The 20,132-nt window shown below is 45.8% G+C and carries 16 protein-coding genes and 1 pseudogene; 11 read left to right on the top strand and 6 right to left on the bottom strand.

Features of this window, described 5'->3' with window-relative positions:
* Positions 1-9: 9 nt before the first annotated feature.
* From psbF to F6K57_RS20330, 4 genes are all read right to left on the bottom strand, one after another.
* Positions 10-144: a cytochrome b559 subunit beta gene (gene psbF, locus F6K57_RS20315; protein ID WP_075897540.1), complete on the bottom strand. Its 135-nt coding sequence runs from the start codon at positions 142-144 to the stop codon at positions 10-12.
* A 26-nt stretch (positions 145-170) separates the two neighbouring features.
* A complete protein-coding gene (gene psbE / locus F6K57_RS20320; RefSeq protein ID WP_075897538.1) occupies positions 171-416 on the bottom strand; it encodes a cytochrome b559 subunit alpha in 246 nt (81 codons plus the stop codon).
* 133 nt (positions 417-549) lie between these two features.
* Positions 550-1,554, bottom strand: coding sequence for a photosynthesis system II assembly factor Ycf48 (locus tag F6K57_RS20325; protein WP_293070283.1), 1,005 nt, complete (start codon positions 1,552-1,554; stop codon positions 550-552).
* 137 nt (positions 1,555-1,691) lie between these two features.
* Positions 1,692-2,039: a rubredoxin gene (locus tag F6K57_RS20330; protein WP_293070272.1), complete on the bottom strand. Its 348-nt coding sequence runs from the start codon at positions 2,037-2,039 to the stop codon at positions 1,692-1,694.
* 323 nt (positions 2,040-2,362) lie between these two features.
* Here F6K57_RS20330 and ndhC point away from each other — a divergent pair, with 323 nt between their 5' ends.
* The 3 genes from ndhC to F6K57_RS20345 are packed head-to-tail and all read left to right on the top strand — an operon-like array spanning position 2,363 to position 3,991.
* Complete coding sequence (gene ndhC / locus F6K57_RS20335; protein ID WP_070391734.1) at positions 2,363-2,725, top strand: photosynthetic/respiratory NAD(P)H-quinone oxidoreductase subunit C; 363 nt, start codon at positions 2,363-2,365, stop codon at positions 2,723-2,725.
* Positions 2,722-3,468, top strand: a complete 747-nt coding sequence (ndhK, locus tag F6K57_RS20340; RefSeq protein ID WP_293070274.1) for a photosynthetic/respiratory NAD(P)H-quinone oxidoreductase subunit K — start codon at positions 2,722-2,724, stop codon at positions 3,466-3,468. The genes ndhC and ndhK overlap by 4 nt, the downstream gene beginning before the upstream one ends.
* Positions 3,461-3,991: an NAD(P)H-quinone oxidoreductase subunit J gene (locus F6K57_RS20345; protein WP_070391732.1), complete on the top strand. Its 531-nt coding sequence runs from the start codon at positions 3,461-3,463 to the stop codon at positions 3,989-3,991. Before ndhK ends, F6K57_RS20345 begins: the two co-directional genes overlap by 8 nt.
* Positions 3,992-5,163: 1,172 nt before the next feature.
* Here F6K57_RS20345 and F6K57_RS42090 read toward each other — a convergent pair.
* Complete coding sequence (locus tag F6K57_RS42090; protein WP_364303623.1) at positions 5,164-5,400, bottom strand: M protein trans-acting positive regulator PRD domain-containing protein; 237 nt, start codon at positions 5,398-5,400, stop codon at positions 5,164-5,166.
* Positions 5,401-5,816: 416 nt separating this feature from the next.
* Here F6K57_RS42090 and F6K57_RS20350 point away from each other — a divergent pair, with 416 nt between their 5' ends.
* The 4 genes and pseudogenes from F6K57_RS20350 to F6K57_RS20365 all read left to right on the top strand — a co-directional run bounded on the left by F6K57_RS20350 (position 5,817) and on the right by F6K57_RS20365 (position 11,352).
* Entirely contained in the window at positions 5,817-6,794 is a 978-nt protein-coding gene (locus F6K57_RS20350; protein WP_293026123.1) for a family 2A encapsulin nanocompartment shell protein, read from the top strand.
* A gap of 1,480 nt (positions 6,795-8,274) precedes the next feature.
* The gene (locus F6K57_RS20355) at positions 8,275-9,504 is read left to right on the top strand and encodes a cysteine desulfurase (protein ID WP_293070285.1); all 1,230 of its coding nucleotides are present in this window, start codon (positions 8,275-8,277) and stop codon (positions 9,502-9,504) included.
* A 144-nt stretch (positions 9,505-9,648) separates the two neighbouring features.
* A pseudogene (locus tag F6K57_RS20360) lies at positions 9,649-10,623 on the top strand (family 2B encapsulin nanocompartment shell protein); the annotation flags it as partial.
* A 54-nt stretch (positions 10,624-10,677) separates the two neighbouring features.
* Complete coding sequence (locus tag F6K57_RS20365) at positions 10,678-11,352, top strand: LamG domain-containing protein (RefSeq protein ID WP_293043618.1); 675 nt, start codon at positions 10,678-10,680, stop codon at positions 11,350-11,352.
* Between the two features lie 254 nt (positions 11,353-11,606).
* Here the strand turns inward: F6K57_RS20365 and selD are convergent, their stop codons facing one another.
* Entirely contained in the window at positions 11,607-13,940 is a 2,334-nt protein-coding gene (selD, locus tag F6K57_RS20370; protein ID WP_293026121.1) for a selenide, water dikinase SelD, read from the bottom strand.
* Between the two features lie 299 nt (positions 13,941-14,239).
* Between selD and F6K57_RS20375 the strand changes: the two genes are divergently transcribed.
* The 4 genes from F6K57_RS20375 to F6K57_RS20390 all read left to right on the top strand — a co-directional run.
* The gene (locus F6K57_RS20375; RefSeq protein WP_070391728.1) at positions 14,240-15,160 is read left to right on the top strand and encodes a putative selenate ABC transporter substrate-binding protein; all 921 of its coding nucleotides are present in this window, start codon (positions 14,240-14,242) and stop codon (positions 15,158-15,160) included.
* 284 nt (positions 15,161-15,444) lie between these two features.
* Entirely contained in the window at positions 15,445-16,212 is a 768-nt protein-coding gene (locus F6K57_RS20380; protein WP_293021574.1) for an ATP-binding cassette domain-containing protein, read from the top strand.
* A gap of 385 nt (positions 16,213-16,597) precedes the next feature.
* On the top strand, positions 16,598-18,232 hold the full coding sequence (locus F6K57_RS20385) for an ABC transporter permease subunit (protein ID WP_293070279.1): 1,635 nt from the start codon (positions 16,598-16,600) through the stop codon (positions 18,230-18,232).
* A 907-nt stretch (positions 18,233-19,139) separates the two neighbouring features.
* A partial coding sequence (locus F6K57_RS20390; protein ID WP_293070281.1) for a reverse transcriptase domain-containing protein occupies positions 19,140-20,132 on the top strand: 993 nt, incomplete at its 3' end.

Below are 20,132 nucleotides of genomic sequence, written 5' to 3' on the forward strand. Positions count from 1 at the left end.
TTGCTTCTCCTATCGTTGAATAAATTGCATGGCTGCGATCGCGCCTAAGAAAAAGACTGAAGGAACGGCTAGGGTATGAACCGCTAACCATCTAACCGTGAAAATCGGATACGAAACTGGTTGATTGGGATTACTGCTAGTCATGATTGTCTGCCTTTATCTAAAAAACCTTATGGAGCAAATTCTTCAACTTGCTGTTTAGCATTGTCGCGGTCGGAAACGATTGGTAGTTCCATCCGCTCTTGAGTAAAGTATTCATTAGGACGGGGTGTGCCAAACGCATCGTAAGCCAGACCAGTGCTCACAAAAAGCCAACCAGCGATAAATAGGGCTGGGATAGTAACACTGTGAATGACCCAGTAACGAACGCTGGTAATAATGTCACCAAACGGACGTTCTCCAGTTGTACCTGCCATCGTAGATTCCTCCTACCAACAACCGTTTAAAATTCCATAACTATAATAGTTCTAAGTGCCGTTTTTTTCTACATCTTCGATGTTGAAAGATAAAACGAAACTGACTGGCATCGATCATAGGGATTTCCAAGCCCTAAGCTTCCTGGCTAGGCAGCTCATACTTGAGTAAAATCCCTTTCTGACCAATGACAAACCCCTGTTCTGGTGTTACAAAGACTATTTTGTAAAAATTCGAGGGAACATCCCTAAGATCCCGGTCTTTTTGCCAGGTTTTTCCACCATCAAAGCTACAAAGCAAATTACCACTGCCACCTGCTACCCAAATTTCATTGGGTGTGCGATAGGCTAAGTCAAGTAATCCCAAGCTGTTGGAAAAATCTGGATAAATTGGTTCTTCCCACTCTTCTAGGTTTTCGGCAGTGCTAAATTGTACCTGACCACCCCGGGCCAAAATCCACAGACGACCATCGGGGGTAAACCCCATATTCTGGAGACGCTTGGAACTGTAACGATTATGCTGTAACCAAGCACTCTGACCTGGATCCCAAGTGGAGTAAAAGTTTCCTCTAGCAGACACAGCAACGTAACTACCATCTTCAGAGCGGGAAATATTACGGGTGACTCCTACCGCTTGTGCTACCTGAGCCTTCCAGGTTTTACCAGCATCCTTAGTCTGATAAATTGCGCCAACATCAGTGGTCATCTCTGCTGAGTTGGGTCCGAGAGCCAGGATTCTGTTGGGTGAACCTGGTAACTTTTCACTTAAGAGAATGCGAGACCAAGATCCCCCCCCATCATTAGTATGAAGCATGATCGAGGGTTGACCAACAATCCACCCCTCATCACCAGCAAAGCTTACAGAGGAGAAGCGATAATTTTCATCTCCGAGATCCAAGCCTTTCTGTTGCCATGTATTACCCCCATCCTTAGTCTCAAAAATTGTGGCATAGCTACCCACAATCCATCCATGACTAAGATCCCCGGTAAAGCCAAGGTCTTGCATGGTCGCTTCTGTAGGTAAGGAAATAACCGCCCAAGGATTATAGCTTATGGATGAAGGAAATTTGCAGCTGACACAAATTAATGCCACCGCCAGTAATATTAAAATTTGTTTCAGCGTTTTCATCAAATATCTCATTATTTCCAGAACTTCTTGAGTATGGCAGCGTTCTCCGTAGGTTTTCAGACCCCACCAAGGGCGATGGCTTCTAGATCTAAGCTTTGGTGATGCCAGCAGTTGCTCACGTTCACGCATACAAGCCAACTGCCCTGATTTCAGTTCAAACCGTAAAGGCTCAGAAAAAACAAAAAGCCTAATCCTAAAGCGGCAAAAATTAAAAGGTTTTTTTGTGCTGGTGTCATGCGGTTAACACCGAAGCCATAGGTAAGATTCTCCTGAAATCCAGACGGAGCATTAACAGCACCAATATTAATAAACTGAATTTTCGGAGCGCCGCACACTGGACAGCGCCAATCATCTGGCAAATCCTTATATAATGTCCCTCCTGGAACATTGCGATTACTATCTCCCTTAGTCGGATCGTAAACATAGCCACAAGCACGGCATTCATAGCTGCTGGGTGCCTGTTCAGCTAGGGTTTGCTCTGGGGCTCGTTCAGTCATTCCTCTGTAAGCTTAAGCAGCAAATCTTAATAACTATGTTAAAAAATATTATCACACACTAAGTGTCAGATTTTCTTAACTTTCGATTTAAGCTCAGGAGTTTCTCCGAGATGCCTGACCCGATTTTTGATGAACCCTTGAAAGAGTAGGGTCTTCTAGGGAGAGGGAGTACAATCAACTACGAGCAACCTTGAAGTCTATGGTAGTCATTGGCTTTTGAGAACCAACCACTGACCCCTGAGGACCGTTCAAAAGGGCAGACCACCTATAATAAAGTTTGTAAAGAAGTACTAACGCCAGTTTTTACCTGGCACTGACCAATTGTGTTTGTTCTTAGCGGTTACGAGTATCTCTTAGGCTTCATACTAGCTTGCAGCTTAGTTCCCCTACTAGCCCTGTCGGCTTCCAAGCTTTTGCGACCTAGCCATCGGGAGCCAGAGCGGCGCACCACCTATGAATCTGGTATGGAACCAGTGGGGGGTGCTTGGATTCAGTTCAACATTCGTTACTATATGTTCGCCCTGGTGTTCGTGATTTTCGATGTTGAAACTGTATTCCTCTATCCCTGGGCTGTCGCCTTCAATCGCCTGGGATTACTGGCATTTGTGGAAGCCCTAATTTTTATTGCAATTCTTGTGGTTGCTCTGGTTTACGCTTGGCGCAAAGGAGCCTTGGAATGGTCATGAAATCTAATCTTACAAAGGATAGTGCTGCTATAGAACAGCAGCAAACAAACAAAATTCTTAACCCGATTGAGCGAACCCAAGTCACTCAAGACTTATCGGAAAATGTAATCTTAACTACAGTAGACGACCTTTACAACTGGGCGCGGCTTTCCAGCCTCTGGCCGATGTTGTATGGTACCGCTTGTTGCTTCATTGAATTTGCGGCAATGATTGGGTCGCGGTTTGACTTTGACCGTTTTGGTTTGGTTCCTCGTTCTAGCCCCAGACAAGCGGATTTAATTATCACAGCGGGTACCATAACCATGAAAATGGGACCAGCACTGGTTCGTCTTTATGAGCAGATGCCAGAGCCGAAGTACGTGATTGCCATGGGAGCTTGTACTATCACTGGCGGCATGTTTAGCGTTGATTCTCCAACAGCAGTGCGTGGTGTGGATAAATTGATTCCAGTGGATGTCTATATACCTGGGTGTCCCCCTCGTCCAGAAGCAATCATGGATGCTATTGTCAAGCTTCGCAAAAAGGTGGCTAACGAGTCGATTCAGGAGCGTGGTCAGCTCAAGCAAACCCACCGTTACTACAGCACCACTCACAACATGAAAGTGGTACCAGAGATTTTGACCGGTAAGTACCTGCAATCGGAGGAGCGCTATACTCCCCCCAAAGAGTTGACCGAGGGGATGGGAATGGCAGTACCACCAGCACTCAAATCCTATCAAAAGCAGGAGGTAGAGCGTGGCTGAAGAGTCAAAACCAGTAGAGCAAACCACACAATCCTCTGAGATAGTTGAAGCGGGAAAAGTCTCGGGATGGCTCAAGGAAAACGGTTTTGAGCATGAGTTCATGGAGTTGGATCACCTAGGCGTTGAGGTACTCAAAGTTGAACCAGATGTCTTGCTTCCCATTGCTACTGCTCTGTATGCCTATGGGTTTAACTACCTCCAATGTCAAGGAGGCTATGATTTTGGTCCTGGGGCAGACTTGGTAAGCTTTTACCACTTAATTAAAGTGAGTGATAATACTGATCAGCCTGAGGAAGTGCGTGTAAAAGTATTCCTACCGCGAGATAATCCTAAGCTTCCCTCGGTTTACTGGATATGGAAAGCTGCTGATTGGCAGGAGCGGGAAACCTACGATATGTTCGGTATAGTTTTTGAAGGGCACCCTAACCTGAAGCGGATTTTGATGCCAGAAGATTGGGTGGGTTGGCCTTTGCGGAAGGATTATATATCACCGGACTTCTACGAATTACAGGATGCTTATTGATTAGCTGTCCGGCAAAATTCATCCCACACCTATGCTGCGCATTAGGTGTGGGATGAATTTTGCACAGAGTATGTATGGAATTGCTATAATATATCTACTGATAAACAAAGCCGTTCACGTAGCGTGGCCTACGGCCTTAAATGCTGGGCAAGTCAGCTATTTACAGCGCGAAAAAATCGAATTTTTGTATTGTTCCGGCTCAGAGACGAAACCTTAGGATAGTGGATCCTTTATGGTCAGCAGGCTATGCAGAAAAGGGTTACAACTTTATGATTAAGGCTCCACTATCCTTACGGTAACTTCATGCGTAGGGGCATCCCGGAGAGGAAACCTTAGAATAGGGCAGCCTTAATCATGGAAAGCGCGCCTCAAAGTTTTAACCCTTTACGCATAACCGACTAACCATAAAGGCTGCCCTATTCTAGCGGTAACTTCTGACCGTGTCGTTAATCAAGCAAGCCTAGGTATCCGTTCGCGCAGCGTCGGCGAAAGTCGATACCGCTGGGTGTAGTTGGCAAGAAGCCTAAACTGACTCTTTGAGTTCAGTGTAGGAGTATGTGACTTATGGGTTTGTGATCGTTTCCGATACTTTTTAGCTACCAAAGTCTACCAAGATAGACTTTGATCCGCCAATGCAAGATGCTTTCACATCCAGGGGGTATCTCCGCGCTTCTCTGACGGAATATCCCGCGAGCGCCATAAAAATGTCAAAAAAGTTATAACACCGGGATAGAGAGCGCAACTATTAAACCCTTGGTTTTCGGCTTTAATTTAAGTTACATAATAATCCCTGTCGGTGTTACCCTAACTTAAGTTTAACAAATAATAAGAGTTTTTGGTAGACTCTGCGACATTTTCTTGTGCTGTTCACTAACCTCCCTTAAGTATACCAAATAGTTTGAGATATTGCTAGACTATGTGACACTTTTTAGAACTGTATACAAACCCTGATGCGATCGCAAACTCAACATCGCACTTTGCTCACTCCCTAAGAGGGCTGATTGGTTATAGTCAAATCAACTTACTTAGGATTCTCGATGACCTGATCAGCTTTTAGCTTCCAGGAAAAAAAGCCCCAAATCTGCAAGCGTGATCGACCACCCATGGCCTACCGCCAAGTGTGAGTGTGGGATTTTTGCACAAAGTCTTTGACACAAAACCAGCAAGATGCCTTATATTATATTGACTGACAAGCAAGGTCGAAAATGCTGCTTGTTGGTGAAATGCTTCACGTATTTGGATGCATCAGTTACCTTAAATCTTTGTCGTTGCTCGTAACTTTGCTCTAAATATCTTTCATTCTGATTACTTTTCAAATATAGCTTAGGCACAAAGATGGTGCCAGTTTGGACTAGATAAACAAAGAGCGCATTTTCTACAATGAAATAGCCCTGGTTAGATATACTTATGCATTGGTTAAATGAGCTAGGTTTTTATTTTTGTCTGATCAGGTACAAGAGCTGAGTATACTTAGATACTGCACCAAGTTAAAATTTTACCTGTCAAACTAGGGAACAGGGAACGGCGAACAGGTAAAAGTGATAATATTTGACTATTTAAGTACTGAAATTGATTGTTATCACTGCCGTTATTAAGTTTTTTGTAGTTGTGCAATATTTGATTCTATAGTGTTTTGGTAATTCAATAAACACTATAGAATTTGTAAAATCCATTGTCAACAAGCACAATAAGCCATGGTTAATTAAAAAATATTACCGATTACCTAACAAGAGACAAGATTTGTTTACTCTAAATTGCTATCCGCGTCAGCATATAGTATATTAATGCTGGTGAATTAAATTAATGTACTGCTTGGATTTAAAAGATGGTTTATACACCAGACCAACCGCAACAAAGCTTAAGTACTCAAACAGCGCGTAATTTAGCGACGACGACTAAAACAGCGCCCCAAATGCGGGGGAAGACCCCACGTTTACTCCTCAAGCTTCTACCTTGGGTTGAGGTTTCAGGTGGTACTTACCGGGTGAACCGCCGAGATATCAGAGTTACAGAAGAGATGCCCACGAACGATGATGGGGAAAAGAACATTGAAATATTAAGTGGTCACGAAGGCGAACCCAGCGTCACCCAAACCTTTGTTGACTACGATGATGAACCTCGGGAGTATCCCCTGAGTATTGTCCAGACAATCTTGAAGGTTCATACCCGAGTCGGTGATCTCTACAGCAATGCCACGGATCAGGTGCGAGAGCAGTTGCGCATCACCGTTGAAGGATTGATGGAACGTAAGGAAAACGACATTATTAACCATGATGGTGATGGTGATCCCGACAAAGCCTATGGCTTAGTCCATGCCGCAGATCCATCTATGCGCATCTCCACTCGTACTGGGCCACCCACACCGGATGACTTTGATGAACTATTGACAAAGGTCTGGAAACAGCCAGCATTTTTCTTAGCCCACCCCCAAGCGATCGCTGCGTTTGGCCGAGAATGTACGCTTCGGGGTGTTCCCCCTGCAACCGTTCAACTATTTGGTTCTCCCTATATCACCTGGCGAGGGGTTCCGGTAGTTCCCAGTAATAAGTTGAAGGTAAACGAGGGCAAAACCAATATTCTGCTGATGCGAGTTGGCGAAGCCGCCCAAGGGGTGGTGGGTCTACACAAAACTGGCGTGTCTGGAGAACAAGTGCCAGGTGTGTCCGTGCGTTTAATGGGGATCAATGACCAGGCGATTGCCACTTACCTGATTACCACCTATTTTTCCGTAGCCTGCCTTGTGCCCGACGCCCTAGGCGTTCTGGAGAACGTAGATATTACGACCTACCATAATTATGACTGAACAACAAGGTTTAAATCTTTCCCCATCGCCTCAGAACAGTCAACCCCTTGAAAGCTCTTTCGGAGGGGATCTATCCGATCCCCAAATGTTAGATCAGATATTGAATCAGCTCTTTGCCCAGCTACCCGAACCGCTAACCTCACCAGAGGCAATAGCTGGCATGATACCACAAATGCTGACTGGACAGGGTTCAAGTCAACCTGTGGCGGCTGCTCAAGCTCAATCCAGCAGCCAGAGTCCCAAGCAACAAGAGACTCAACCCCAGCAGACCAATAGTGGGCAAAGTTCAGAGCAATTGCTCTGTGATGCCCAACAGCAGCTGTCCAGCCTACAGGGTCTAGGCCAAATAATAGACCCAATCATCTCTGAGGCTCAACCACTTATGTCTGGTCTGGAGAGCCTAGACCTATTGGGAGCTGAAGCTCAACAGCAGCTGTCCAGCGGGTCAACCCCAGACCAGATGGCTGGAACTAGTCAGCAATCTCCTGATCTGCAGGGAAAAACACCCACATCTGCCCCATTAACGCCAGTGCCTCAGGGGGATACCTCTGGCTCTGCCTTAATGCCTGAGATCTCCTCAGCACAAACCCCCAACTTGTCTCCGACTCAAACCAGTGAGGCAGCAACCAAAAGCACAACTGCACCCAGCACTGCTGCTACCGAAGCCAATCGGCAAGGGCGTCAAGTACCCAGTCAATCTCCAAGCAGTGGCAATGGCATGACAGGGATGGGGGATCTCAGCCTCAGCGAGTTCCTACCCGACTCAGCCGAATTACAGCGTCTGTTTGAGCAAGGCATGGCAGCCGTTCTGCCAACAGAACCAGCTCTTCCAGCTTCCCCTCAATCTGGCTCAGACCAGATGGGAGCAGCAGGATCTACCAGTACAGCATTGCAGAACCCTGAACAGGTAGGATCGGAGGTTGAACCAAAAGCTAAAACGGTGCTAAACCCTGAACAAGCTGGTGCAGTGGGCCAACAATCCTCTCCTGATATCCAGGGGAAAACACCGGCTTCTTCCCAACCTGCGTCTTTATTTGATGAAAGTTCCCCCGATTATTACTTTTTGCCAAATCTGTCTCCAACCATGACCTCTGCTGCCTCTACGCTACCTGCTGGTGACCCATCCGGTAGCAACATGGTGGCTCCCGAACAACTCGGAGGGGTAATAGAAACCCAAAGCCGTGAGCTACAAGGTCAAGGGGAAGGGGAAATCCAAAACCTCAAACAACTTGGGGGACGGAGCACCAGCGAGGCTCTACCTCAGGTTGAGATGCTACCCGGTGCCGAGTTCCTGAGCATTTTAGAGGAAGGGGTTGGTCGCATTCCTCTGAGTGAAGCAGATCTGCATCAGTCTCTAACCGAACCTCCAGCAGCGGTGCCCCTGCCCCCTGGAAGCACACCTAAGTTTTACTTTTTGCCAGACTCAAAACCGGCGGAGTCAACTTCATCCAAGCCTTCCACTGAGCAACAAACCTCGCAACTGCCCCAGGATGGCTTTGATGTGGAAGCGGTACGGCGAGACTTCCCAATTCTGCACCAGCAGGTTCATGGCAAGCCACTGATCTGGATGGATAATGCGGCCACCAGTCAAAAACCCCAGAGCGTGATCGATACTCTATCCCAGTTCTACGAGCAGGATAATTCCAATGTACACCGAGGGGCTCATACCCTAGCGGCGCGCTCTACCAATGCCTACGAAGACGCTCGGGAGAAAATTCAACGGTTTCTGGGCGCAAGTTTAGCCAAGGAAATTGTCTTTGTACGGGGTACGACCGAAGGGATTAATCTGGTGGCGCAAACCTATGGTCGCAAGCATGTTAAAGCTGGGGATGAGATTTTGCTCACTACCTTAGAGCACCACTCTAACATTGTGCCCTGGCAGATGCTAGCCCAAGAGAAAGGAGCTGTGTTAAAGGTTGCTCCTATTAGTGATCAAGGGCAAATCCTACTGGAGGAATATCAAAAACTGCTCAGCGATCGCACCCGTATCGTTGCTCTGAGTCATGTTTCCAATGTCTTGGGAACGGTGCTGCCCATCAAAACCATGGCAGCTATGGCTCATCGCCATGGTGCTACGGTGGTGGTCGATGGGGCTCAATCGGTTCCCCATTTCCGAACCAATGTTCAAGACCTGGGGGCTGACTTTTATGTTTTCTCCGGTCACAAGCTCTTTGGCCCCACTGGCATTGGTGCTCTCTATGGCAAGGCAGCTTTACTCAAAGAGATGCCCCCCTGGCAAGGCGGTGGCAACATGATTGAGTCTGTTTCCTTTGAAAAAACCACCTTTAACGACATTCCAGCTAAATTTGAAGCAGGTACCGGCAACCTGGCAGCAGCTGTAGGTTTAGGGGCAGCCATTGACTATCTCAATCAAATTGGTTTTGAAGCGGCGGCTAAACATGAAGAAGCATTGATGGCCTATGCCACAGCGGCAATGGCAGCTATTCCAGGATTGCGCCAGATTGGTACAGCGCCGGATAAGGTCAGTACGTTGTCGTTTACCCTTAAGAATATTTCTTCAGAGGATATGGGGAAATTCTTGGATAGTGAAGGCATTGCCGTACGTGCTGGACATCATTGCGCCCAACCCACCCTGAAACGGTTTGGGTTGACTAGCACTGTGCGCCCATCCTTAGCCTTTTACAACACCTTTGGAGAAGTAGATAAGCTGATCGCAGCAATTAAAAAAGCAAAACACCAGTTATCTTAAGCTGTTGCGTATTTAACTTGTATGTTTCGGATGGGCATCTCGCCCATCCCACAAGAAACTGATGATTGTTGTTTATACAAATTAGATGCGTTGCGAGCTTAAAACTCAATATAAAAACCCTAATCGTTTAAGAGAACCCATCCCATGGTTTACACATCGGAGCAGCCACAACAGAGTTTAAGTGTTCGTGCAGCCAAGAAACTAGCCTGTACCACCAAATCCCCGCCGCAAATGCGGGCCATTTCACCACGCTGGTTGCTCCAGCTATTGCCTTGGGTTGAAGTATCAGGGGGGACTTACCGTGTCAACCGACGGGATGTCAGGATTTCAGAGGGTTTTGCCGCAAACGATGACGGAGAAAAGAACATTGACATCTTAAGTTGTCACGAAGGGGAACCCACCCTCACCCAAACCTTTGTTGACTACGACGATGATCCGCCGGAATATCCGTTAAGGGTGGCTCAAACGATTGTGCGGGTGCATACCCGGGTCAGTGACCTCTACAGCAATGCCAGAGATCAGTTGCAAGAGCAGTTGCGCTTGACTATTGAAGGGCTAAGGGAGCGCAAGGAATGGGAAATTGTCAACAACGATGGCAATGGTGATCCAGACCGAGCCTTTGGGTTACTCCACAGGGCGGATCCTTCCATGCGACTCTCAACGCGCACAGGCCCCCCTACCCCAGATGATTTTGATGAACTCCTGGCTAAGGTGTGGAAACAACCAGCCTTTTTCTTGGCTCACCCCAAGGCGATCGCCGCCTTTGGTCGGGAATGCACTCGTCGTGGGGTTCCCCCAGCCACAGTGAACTTGTTTGGATCGCCCTTTATCACCTGGCGTGGAGTTCCCATTATTGCCAGTAACAAACTTGCTGTGGACGCCAAAGGCAAATCCAATATTCTGCTGATGCGCGTGGGTGAAGCGCAGCAAGGAGTTGTAGGGCTACGTAAAACAGGTTTGATTGGCGAACATGAAGAGATTCCAGGTGTCTCTGTGCGGTTGATGGGCATTGACCAGAAAGCGATCGCCTCCTACCTCGTCACCCTTTACTTTTCCGCCGCCGTGCTGGTTCCCGATGCTTTGGGGGTACTAGAAAATGTAGATACTGGTCGCTATTATGATGAAGATGCAAATAGTAGGAAAAGACCCTCGGCATCTTCTGTGTCTTCCAATGTGTCATCCAAACAGGCCGTTCTCACGTTTGATGGTCAGGATGATTATATCGATTTGGGAAATCAGCCTGAATTTAAAATTGCCAAAGAGATCACCCTAGAAGCTTGGGTTTATTGTGAAGCCCAAGTTAGAGAGGCTGGTATTATTTCCAATGTTTTTGATACAGGTGCTGCTAAGAGTGGATACGGTCTCTTACTCAATGGGAAAAGCGGGATATTTTTTGCTTTGAAAACCTCATCTCAAAAAATTATTTATTTGAATAGTAAAAGCAATAGCCTTACATTAAATCAATGGCATCATATTGCTGGAACTTACGATGGTAAAGAAATGAAGGTCTATGTAGATGGAGTAGAAAAAGCAAATCGAGCTCTAGAATCTTCTGGTATTGATTACAAGCCCGAAAATGATTTAGCAATTGGCAGATATAACGATAACAATGAAACCCATCTTTTTAAGGGTAAGATTGCTGAAGTTAGGCTTTGGGGAGTGACTCGTACTCAGGCAGAAATCCAAAAGGATATATCCCGCCGTTTGATCGGGAATGAACCAGGACTAGAGGGATATTGGCCTTTGAACGAAGGGAGTGGCAATACCGTTTCTGATCGTACAAGTCATGGTAACAATGGCACAATTAATGGTGCAACTTGGGGGACTGCTGATGATTTACAGCTTTGAACAAAATCTGCAAAAGCAGAGCTAGTAGGGTGGGCAAGGACAGGTAAAATGTCTATCCCACAAGTAATCAAAGCTAGTAGGGTGGGCAAAATGAATATCTTTAAGGATTAGACTGATAAATCGCCCATTTTTGCCCACCTAAGCTGTTCGACATTTAACTTGCATGTTTTGGACGGGCGAGACGCCCATTCCACAAAGAACTAAGGACAGGCAAGATGCCCAATACTGCATTCTCAATTCTCAATTCTCAATTCTCAATTCTCAATTCCCAATTCTACATTCCTCAGGGTAATTGGCATAGTTTCCGGAGCAGGAATAACCCTACCAATCAAGGAGCTTTGTTTGTGGCCAAATGTTTTCAACTTCTTGATACATTCATCAACGTTTTCAGCTGGAATAGCAGCCAGGAGTCCACCAGAGGTTTGAGGGTCAAATAACAACTGGTATTTGGCTAAATCACCAACCTGGGTAGCATTATTGATGTAGATGGCTAGTCGTAAATTTTGAGGGTGTAGGGAACTGGTAATTCCTGCTTCCACGGTTTCTATGGCTCCTGGCAAAATCGGTATGGCATCTAAGTCTAATTCAACTCCCACTTGGGAGGCTTTTACCATATCTAAAAGGTGTCCGAACAGCCCAAATCCAGTAATGTCAGTGCAGGCTGTTGCGCCGGATTCAAGAAGGACTTGGGCAGCAGTTTGATTGGAGAGCAACATGGATTCAAGGGCCTGCTCAATCCAGCGACCTTTAGCTTGGTAGCGCATATCAGCTGCAAACAGTGTTCCTGTACCAATAGCTTTGGTTAGCATCAACACTTGCCCAGGTTTCATCCCACTTTTGCGCAAAAGTTGGTCGGGATTAACTAGCCCGTTGCAGGACAGACCAAAGGCTAATTCCGCGCCTTCAGTGGTGTGACCACCAATTAAGGGACTCTGACAGTCTTGGAGGATTTTATTGGCTCCCGACATCAATTGATAGAGGGTTTCCTCGATCTTTTCGTCTGTCCCGTAGGGAATGGTGACGATGGCTAAGGCACTTTGAGGGGTTGCTCCCATGGCAAAAATGTCACTCAAACAGTGATTGCTGGCAACTTGACCGAAGATATAGGGGTCATCGATCAAGCTACGAAAATAATCGACTGTCTGTACCAGCAGTTGACCGGCTGGCACTTGCAAAACAGCTGCGTCATCTGGGTCCCCCAATCCAATCATAATATCGGCTCCTCCCATGATCGGCAGCCGTTTGATCACCTTTTCTAGGATTGTACTACCCACCTTTGAACCACAGCCTGCACAGTGCATTTTGGGTTTGCTAATCGGTGATGGCAACAGGGAACTGGAGAGATTGTCTTCTTGTCTTTTGGACTCTTGATCTCCCCTACTGCTTGGTTCTTCCGCTTCCATTGACGGTAAATCGTCAAACTTATCCATGAATTTGCGGTCAATTTGGTCTTTCCATAGCCACAGCAGCGGTGAGCGCCACTCCAAAAATGACCAAGAAGCGATCGCTTGTTTGTCCCCCGTGCCAATTAAACTTAAATATCGAGCCTGGGGATGGTAAGGGAGCAGTTTTTGGCCTAAGACAATCCGTCGCAGGTTTTCAAATAATGGTTTTCCCTGACGAACAGCAAATACCCCAGCTTTAGGCCGCTGGTAGTTTTGCATGGTGGCAATATCTCCAGTAGCAAAGACATGGGGATGGGAAATCGACTGTAAGGTATCGGCAACGAGAATGAACCCGCGCTCATCAGTGGCTAGTCCTGAGGCTTTAATCCAACTGGGAGCCGAGGCTTGAGTCACCCAAAAGACATGGTGGCATTCAACTTTTAAGCCAGAGTCACAGATCACCTTGAGGGGTTGGGATTGATCGGCATCAGCAGATATTTGACTCACTTCTTCCCTTAAATGGATTCTAATTCCTCGTTGGAATAAAATTTTTTCTAAGTGACCCCGGACCCAACGATTGTGCTGGGGTAACAGTTGAGTACCTCGATGGAATAAATGAATTTGTAACTTCTCCGTCGGTTGACCAGCATCGGTTAAAATTTGATGCAATTTTGCTTGCATGTTCAGGGCCAGTTCTACTCCACCAGCTCCACCCCCAACAATACCCAAGGTGAGAGGGCCCATGGGATTGTGTTCCACCTGGGCAGCGATTTGCTCCCAGGCTGCCAAAAACAGGGGAACCGGTTTTGCAGGAATCGCATACTTAGCTGCACCAGGTGTTCCAACCCTTGCTGGCGTACTGCCAATATCAATGGATAAATAATCAAAGGCAACAGGGGGATGATTGGCACAAATTACTTTCTTTTCAGTTAACTCCAGACCAATCGCTTGGTCTAAATATAACTGGGCTTTGGAAAACACCGCCAGACGACGCAAGTCGATGTGAGCTTCATCGTAGGTGTAAAAACCGGCAACATGACCTGGTAGCATTCCCGAATAGGGGGTGTGGGCATTGTCGGTAATCAGGGTTATACGGACACCAGGCAGAGGTTTCATGGCAAACTTTTTGAGAGCGATCGCATGGCTGTGACCACCACCAACTAAGACTAAATCTGTGGTGATCGGTTGAGGAGCTGGCTGCATGAGACCCGTTGAAAAAATTGAAAAAGCTGTCTTCAGTTTATCTAATTTTGCTTCAATAAAACCCACATCCCAGACTTGACAGTGTCATAGGTAATAATCAGGCTTTATCTGTGGCTGATCAAACATCGATAGCGCCAAATTAACTATTTATAGGGAAAAAAAATCGCCAAGCTACACAGAATTATTAGCGTATTACTTTAATACTACAACTTGATCGGCGAAATCTGGGATAAAAAAAATTCAATTTTTACCTTAGCCAAAGTATAATCTTCACAGTTTGATGATCAAGGAAGAAAACAATGAACAAAAAAATCTTACTAGGTTTTCTTTTAGTCCTATTACTACCGGTTACTGCCTGTTCCCCTAGCTCCGATTCTACATCCTCGTCTGGAAATGGGGCTCAGGTTCAATCTTTTACCACTGGAGCAATCCCCGATCAAGATCCTGAAAAGTTACAGCGACTCTACGGCAAGCTTGCAGCTTACCTAGAAGCAGAATTAAAGGTTCCGGTAGAATACAAGCCTGTGATTGACTATGCAGCAGCGGTAACAGCTTTTCGGGTGGGGGACTTGGATCTGGTCTGGTTTGGTGGACTGACTGGGGTTCAAGCACGGTTACAGGTAGAAGAGGCTGAAGCGATCGCTCAACGGGATATTGATGCTGAATTTCACACCGTTTTTATCGCCAATAAAAGCAGCGGGCTCAAACCCATTAAGGATATTAAAGATTTAAAAGTTTTGAAAGGTCATACCTTAACTTTTGGCAGTGAGTCATCTACCTCTGGACGCTTGATGCCCCAGTATTTTCTCGAACAAGCAGGGGTAACCTTAGACGATTTTAAAGGTGAAGTTGGGTTTTCCAAATCCCACGATGCCACCATTCAATTGGTTGAGGCAGGGAGCTACAAGGTAGGAGCCTTGAACGAACAGGTCTGGAAGAGTCGCGTTGCAGCTGGGAATGTGGACTTAAAAAAAGTAGAGTTGATTTGGCGAACTCCAGCTTACTATGATTATCACTGGGTGATTAATCCTAAAGTCAAAGAACGCTACGGGGATGATTTTGTCGAGCGGGTTCAAGCCGCCTTGTTAAAGCTAGATCCTAATGTTCCCGAGCAAAAAGAAATTCTTGACTTATTTGGAGCTACTAAATTTATTTCTACAAAAAATGACAACTATGCCCAAATTGAGAAAATTGGACGGAAAATTGGCAAGATTAAGTAAATAAGCTGATCTACATTTAAATTGGCTATTCCCCGTTCCTTTATCCGCTGTTCCCTGTTACCTTTGAGCAATTTAGGTGGCGTTGCGTCAGTCTTCGCGCTGAATAGGAGTAGGGTGGGCATCCTGCCAGCCAGAAAAGATCGCCGAACAGGCAAGATGCCCATTCCACAGGTGCGACCCGTGGCGAATTTAATAATTAGATGCGGAAAGCGCACCTAAAAACTTTTAAAATCATTCCAATATTAAGCAACGCCAAATGCTGAAGAGCTTATCACTAATCACCAATGACTAAAATTCCTATCTTTGAACTCAAACAGGTATCCCAGCAATTTGGCCAGTTTCGGGCATTGACTAACCTTAACCTCAAGATTTATCCTGGGGAACGAGTTGCCCTAGTGGGGGCGAGTGGTGCAGGTAAAAGTACCTTGATGCGCCTGCTCAATGGCATCTTACTCCCCAGTCAAGGAGAAGTCTGGGTCTTAGGTCGTAATCTAGCTAGAATCTCCCCGCGCCAATTGCGTCAGGTGCAGCGTCGCCTTGGCACCGTTTACCAACAGTTCAATCTAGTCAATAACCTCCGGGTGATTCATAACGTTAATGCCGGTCATTTAGGACGCTGGTCATTGATGAAAGCTCTTATTTCTTTATTGTTTCCCCAAGAGGTAGACACTGCTCTCAAGGCTTTAGATCAGGTAGGAATTCCCGAAAAGCTTTATGCACCAACCGAGGAACTGTCTGGAGGACAGCAACAACGGGTTGCCTTAGCTAGAGTGCTGGTGCAAAATCCTGACGTGATTCTTGCTGATGAACCGATTTCTAACCTGGACAGGCAAATGAGTCGGGAAATTATGGATTTGCTAAAGGAGATAAGTGAAACCGGGGGAAAGACATTAGTAACTAGTCTGCATTCTATCGAATTCGCCTGCAGTCATTGCGATCGCTTGGTGGGATTGCAACGGGGAAAGATTGTCTTTGATGTTCCTCCAGGGGTTTTGTCTCAGAGCATGATCGACAAATTATATGCTACAGAGACTGATCTGATGAATGTATAGTTTGAAATTTTTAGGAACATTTCCGTCTAAACTTATATAGCATTCGAAGTAAAGTTTAAGACACATTAGAAATCTCCAAATAATCTTTAATCGAGTCAAATAAATAAAATTAAACGTGTGAAAAATTATCATTTTTAAAAAATAATTTTATAAACGATATTAGCGTGACCAAATTAGTTATATTAATTGCATAAATTTTGACTACAGTCAAGCTAATTTATTACATATTTACACTACCATTTATTTCGTTTGTTTCGTCTATTAACCTCTATTTTTCGGGTGTTATGGTATTATATAAATCTATATTTGTGTTCCCTGTTACCCGTTTTATGTTCCCTGTTCCCTTGAAAGCAAAATACTATTAAAATCCGTTGCAATAACTTAGATGACTCAAAGTTTATCTCGTCCACCATTACTGAATCGCAGCCTGCTGTGGGCAATTTGTTTTGTCATTTTTATCGGGATGGCGGTTGTTAAAGCTGGTATCTTTGAGCAAGATCTTGTTAATGTGGGAGGATTTTACCAACTATTGCGATTCTTGCGGGCGAGTTGGCACCCCGAAGTGAGTCCTGAGTTTCTGCAGCTGACCCTGAAGGCTACCCTCACGACCCTAGCTTATGCCGCCTGTGGCACTTTTCTGAGTATCTTGCTCGGCGTGGTGGCAGGAGTTATCACCTCCCAGGTTTGGTGGTTGACAGTCTTGCCTCACTGGACTCTGCGACAACCCATCTGGCTGGGAATTCGGGGACTGCTGGCCTTCCCCAGAGCAATTCATGAGATGATCTGGGGCATTTTTTTTGTCAGTATCTGGGGTTTAGATCCTCTGGCGGCCATTATGGCCATCGCCATTCCCTATGGGGCAATAGTCGCGAAGGTCTTCTCAGAAATTCTGGATGAAACGCCCCGGGGTGCTTTGATGGCATTACTCAGTAGTGGCGTGTCCCCCTTGATGGCCTTTCTTTACAGTATCATTCCGCAAGCCTTTTCAAATCTCCTGTCCTACACCCTCTATCGCTTTGAGTGTTCCATTCGTTCAGCTACTGTACTGGGGCTGGTTGGGGCTGGTGGGTTGGGCTATGAGATCTTGCTGAGTTTACAGTCTCTGCGTTACGAACAACTATGGACATTTTTCTATGCCCTAGTTTTATTAAGTGCTGTAATTGACATCAGTAGTGTCATCTTGCGCCGCCGGATTAATTTGACAGTAGTTTTAATTTTAGTGGCCTTGTGCTGTTTGGGGTTTTTGTATGTCAGTCCTGATGTGAGCAAGTTTTGGTCTCCCCGAACTCAAAAACTCTTGGGTGACATTGCCCAAGCATCATTTCCCCTCGATTTTAAGGCTGTGCCCTTGTCGCAGCTGTGGAAGTTATCACTACAAACTCTAGTTATGTCTGTCCTGGCCAGTGCTGGTTCTGGTCTTGTAGGGATTGTTCTGTCTTTTCCGGCAGCCCATAATTTTTTGCTACCAGGGGGATTGCTCAATCCCAGTCCAAAAGCTTCCCGATTAGCTGCCTTACAAGGCTGGTCTATCCTAGTATTCACCAGGATCATACTAATGTTTGGCAGAGCTATTCCTGCCCCAATTTGGGCATTAGTGGTGATGTTTGTCATGTTTCCGGGAGTGTTACCTGGTGCGATCGCCCTAGGATTGCATAATCTTGGCATCCTTGGCAGGTTGATGGCAGAAATCAATGAAAATTTGGAAAAGCCTCCCTTAGAAGCCTTAAAAGCACAAGGAACTCCAGGAGCACTCTTGTTTCTCTATGGGATATTCCCGATGAATTTACCTCGTTTTCTGGCTTATATTTTCTATCGCTGGGAGGTATGTATGCGGGAGACAGTCATTGTAGGATTAGTTGGGGCTGGAGGATTAGGGGTGTTGTTGACCGAACAACTGAGCAGCTTTGATTATCGCAGTGTGGGCGTGACGCTGGTTTGTTTTGTCTTTTTGACTTTTTTCGTTGATTGGGTGAGTGCTGCCGCTAGAGAATCGATAACTCCTCATAAATCTCTAAATTAGTAATGGGATTATGCTTCTGCCTTACTGGTGTTGCACAATAACAGGATGATGTACCTATTTGCCGAAGGAAGTTTGAACTGTAGAGATACTCTTAAACCGTCATAAATCAGGATAAACCCGCATAAAACAGTCAAGGTGCAATTTATTGTTGCCTGAGGGAGAAGTGGTCATCAGCAATTGGAGTCAAGCCTGCCACAAATCTTTCTAGGCGATCCTGGCATCTCGACCAGGAGTTTCTTGAAAGCCTTAGTTTTGCTATGCTTACAATCAAGGGGCGACCGATGAAGGCGCTCATAGAAGCGAAAGGGGTAAGAGCCTTTCCACGGTCAGGATTCAGGCCAAGTTCCCACCCAAAGGAGCGTATTGAGATGGATAACTCGGTGAAAACTAGGTTACTCCCGAATCAATGGGTTTCACAGCTAGAGGGTAAAGCCAAAGGAAACCAGAATGTCGAGAAGGTGAACAGAGGCAGGGAAAGAATCAAAAGGTTGACGAGTAGGAACCGTTGATATAAGGCACCGTAATAAACAATACCTCTGCCAAAACGACAATGGAGGTAATAGCTCCAGGATTAGCCTCGCCTTGATGGGGCAATCAGAATCACAAACGGACTCGGTGTAGAGACGGCAACCTGAGATTCGTATCTTCTATGTGTGTAACCGGGTAAGCCGAGGTTGAGTCCAATATCTAGGTCGATTGATATTGGTAGCCAAATCGTAAGAGGAGGTCTAACTCTGGGCCCGGTAAAAGACTGAACCAAGCGAAAGCCAACAACCGAAAGGAAACAGGAAAGCCGGAAGGTCATAACTGGTTGGATAGAGGGAAATCCCTCAACTCGTGCAGAGTGCTGAATTTCAGAACTAATTCCGAGCCAAGGAAAAAATACGTTTTGATTCCCTAATTGTATATGGAAAAGATAGAATCGAAACCTTCGGGGGACGGTATCGTAACTGAGCAAACCACCAATTGGCACTCCATAGACTGGAAAAATGCCTACCGGATGGTTAGGAAACTTAGACGTAGAATTTTCAAAGCGACACGTGAAGGCAACTGGAAAAAGGTAAACAAGTTGCAGAGGTTAATGCTCCGCAGCTACTCCAATATCCTTACTTCCGTCAGACAGGCTACCCAGATAAATGGTGGAAAAAAAACCCCAGGGATAGATGGACAGGCAAAACTTAATCCCAAGGAAAGAGGCGAAATGGTCGATGCCCTCACCACTTACAAAGCATGGAAGCCAATCCCAACAAAACGCATCTACATACCCAAATCCAACGGAAAACAAAGGCCATTAGGAATCCCTAGCATGACGGATAGATGCCTACAGGCAATCGTCAAGAATGCATTAGAGCCTACATGGGAAGCCAGATTTGAACCCGTATCATACGGTTTCAGGCCAGGAAGAAGTGCCCATGATGCTAGACAAAGGATATTCCAAAACATATGTGGTGAAAAGAACAGGAAATGGTGGGTCTTAGACGCAGACATCTCAGGATGTTTTGATAATATCGCCCACGAACCACTCCTAGAAACCATTGGAAGCTTCCCAGCAACACATCTTATTAAAGAGTGGCTTAAAGCAGGATATGTCTACAAAGACGTATTCTACAATACAGAGGAAGGAACCCCCCAAGGTGGAATAATTAGCCCATTATTGGCCAATATAGCCCTCCACGGATTAGAAAAAGAATTGGGAATCAAATACAGATGGAGTAGAGACAAAAGGAAGAAAGATGGTGGAGGATGGTACAACGTGACACCTAGGACTTACGTCCGCTTTGCTGATGACTTCGTAATCCTAACAGAAAGCGAGGAAGATGCGGCGAACGCTAAGGAAATCACCGAAAAGTGGTTATCTGAAAGAGGACTAAAACTATCCAAGGAAAAAACCAAAATAAGC

Origin of the sequence: Moorena sp. SIO4A5 (genome assembly GCF_010672005.1) — a bacterium.
Lineage (GTDB): Bacteria > Cyanobacteriota > Cyanobacteriia > Cyanobacteriales > Coleofasciculaceae > Moorena.

Coding starts and splice junctions, on each gene's coding strand:
- selD (WP_293026121.1), bottom strand. CDS start 13,940: ATGCAGCCAGCTCCTCAACCGATCACCACAGATTTAGTCTTAGTTGGT.
- F6K57_RS20350 (WP_293026123.1), top strand. CDS start 5,817: ATGGTTTATACACCAGACCAACCGCAACAAAGCTTAAGTACTCAAACA.
- F6K57_RS20375 (WP_070391728.1), top strand. CDS start 14,240: ATGAACAAAAAAATCTTACTAGGTTTTCTTTTAGTCCTATTACTACCG.
- F6K57_RS20325 (WP_293070283.1), bottom strand. CDS start 1,554: ATGAGATATTTGATGAAAACGCTGAAACAAATTTTAATATTACTGGCG.
- psbE (WP_075897538.1), bottom strand. CDS start 416: ATGGCAGGTACAACTGGAGAACGTCCGTTTGGTGACATTATTACCAGC.
- F6K57_RS20380 (WP_293021574.1), top strand. CDS start 15,445: ATGACTAAAATTCCTATCTTTGAACTCAAACAGGTATCCCAGCAATTT.
- psbF (WP_075897540.1), bottom strand. CDS start 144: ATGACTAGCAGTAATCCCAATCAACCAGTTTCGTATCCGATTTTCACG.
- F6K57_RS20385 (WP_293070279.1), top strand. CDS start 16,598: ATGACTCAAAGTTTATCTCGTCCACCATTACTGAATCGCAGCCTGCTG.
- ndhK (WP_293070274.1), top strand. CDS start 2,722: ATGAAATCTAATCTTACAAAGGATAGTGCTGCTATAGAACAGCAGCAA.
- F6K57_RS20330 (WP_293070272.1), bottom strand. CDS start 2,039: ATGACTGAACGAGCCCCAGAGCAAACCCTAGCTGAACAGGCACCCAGC.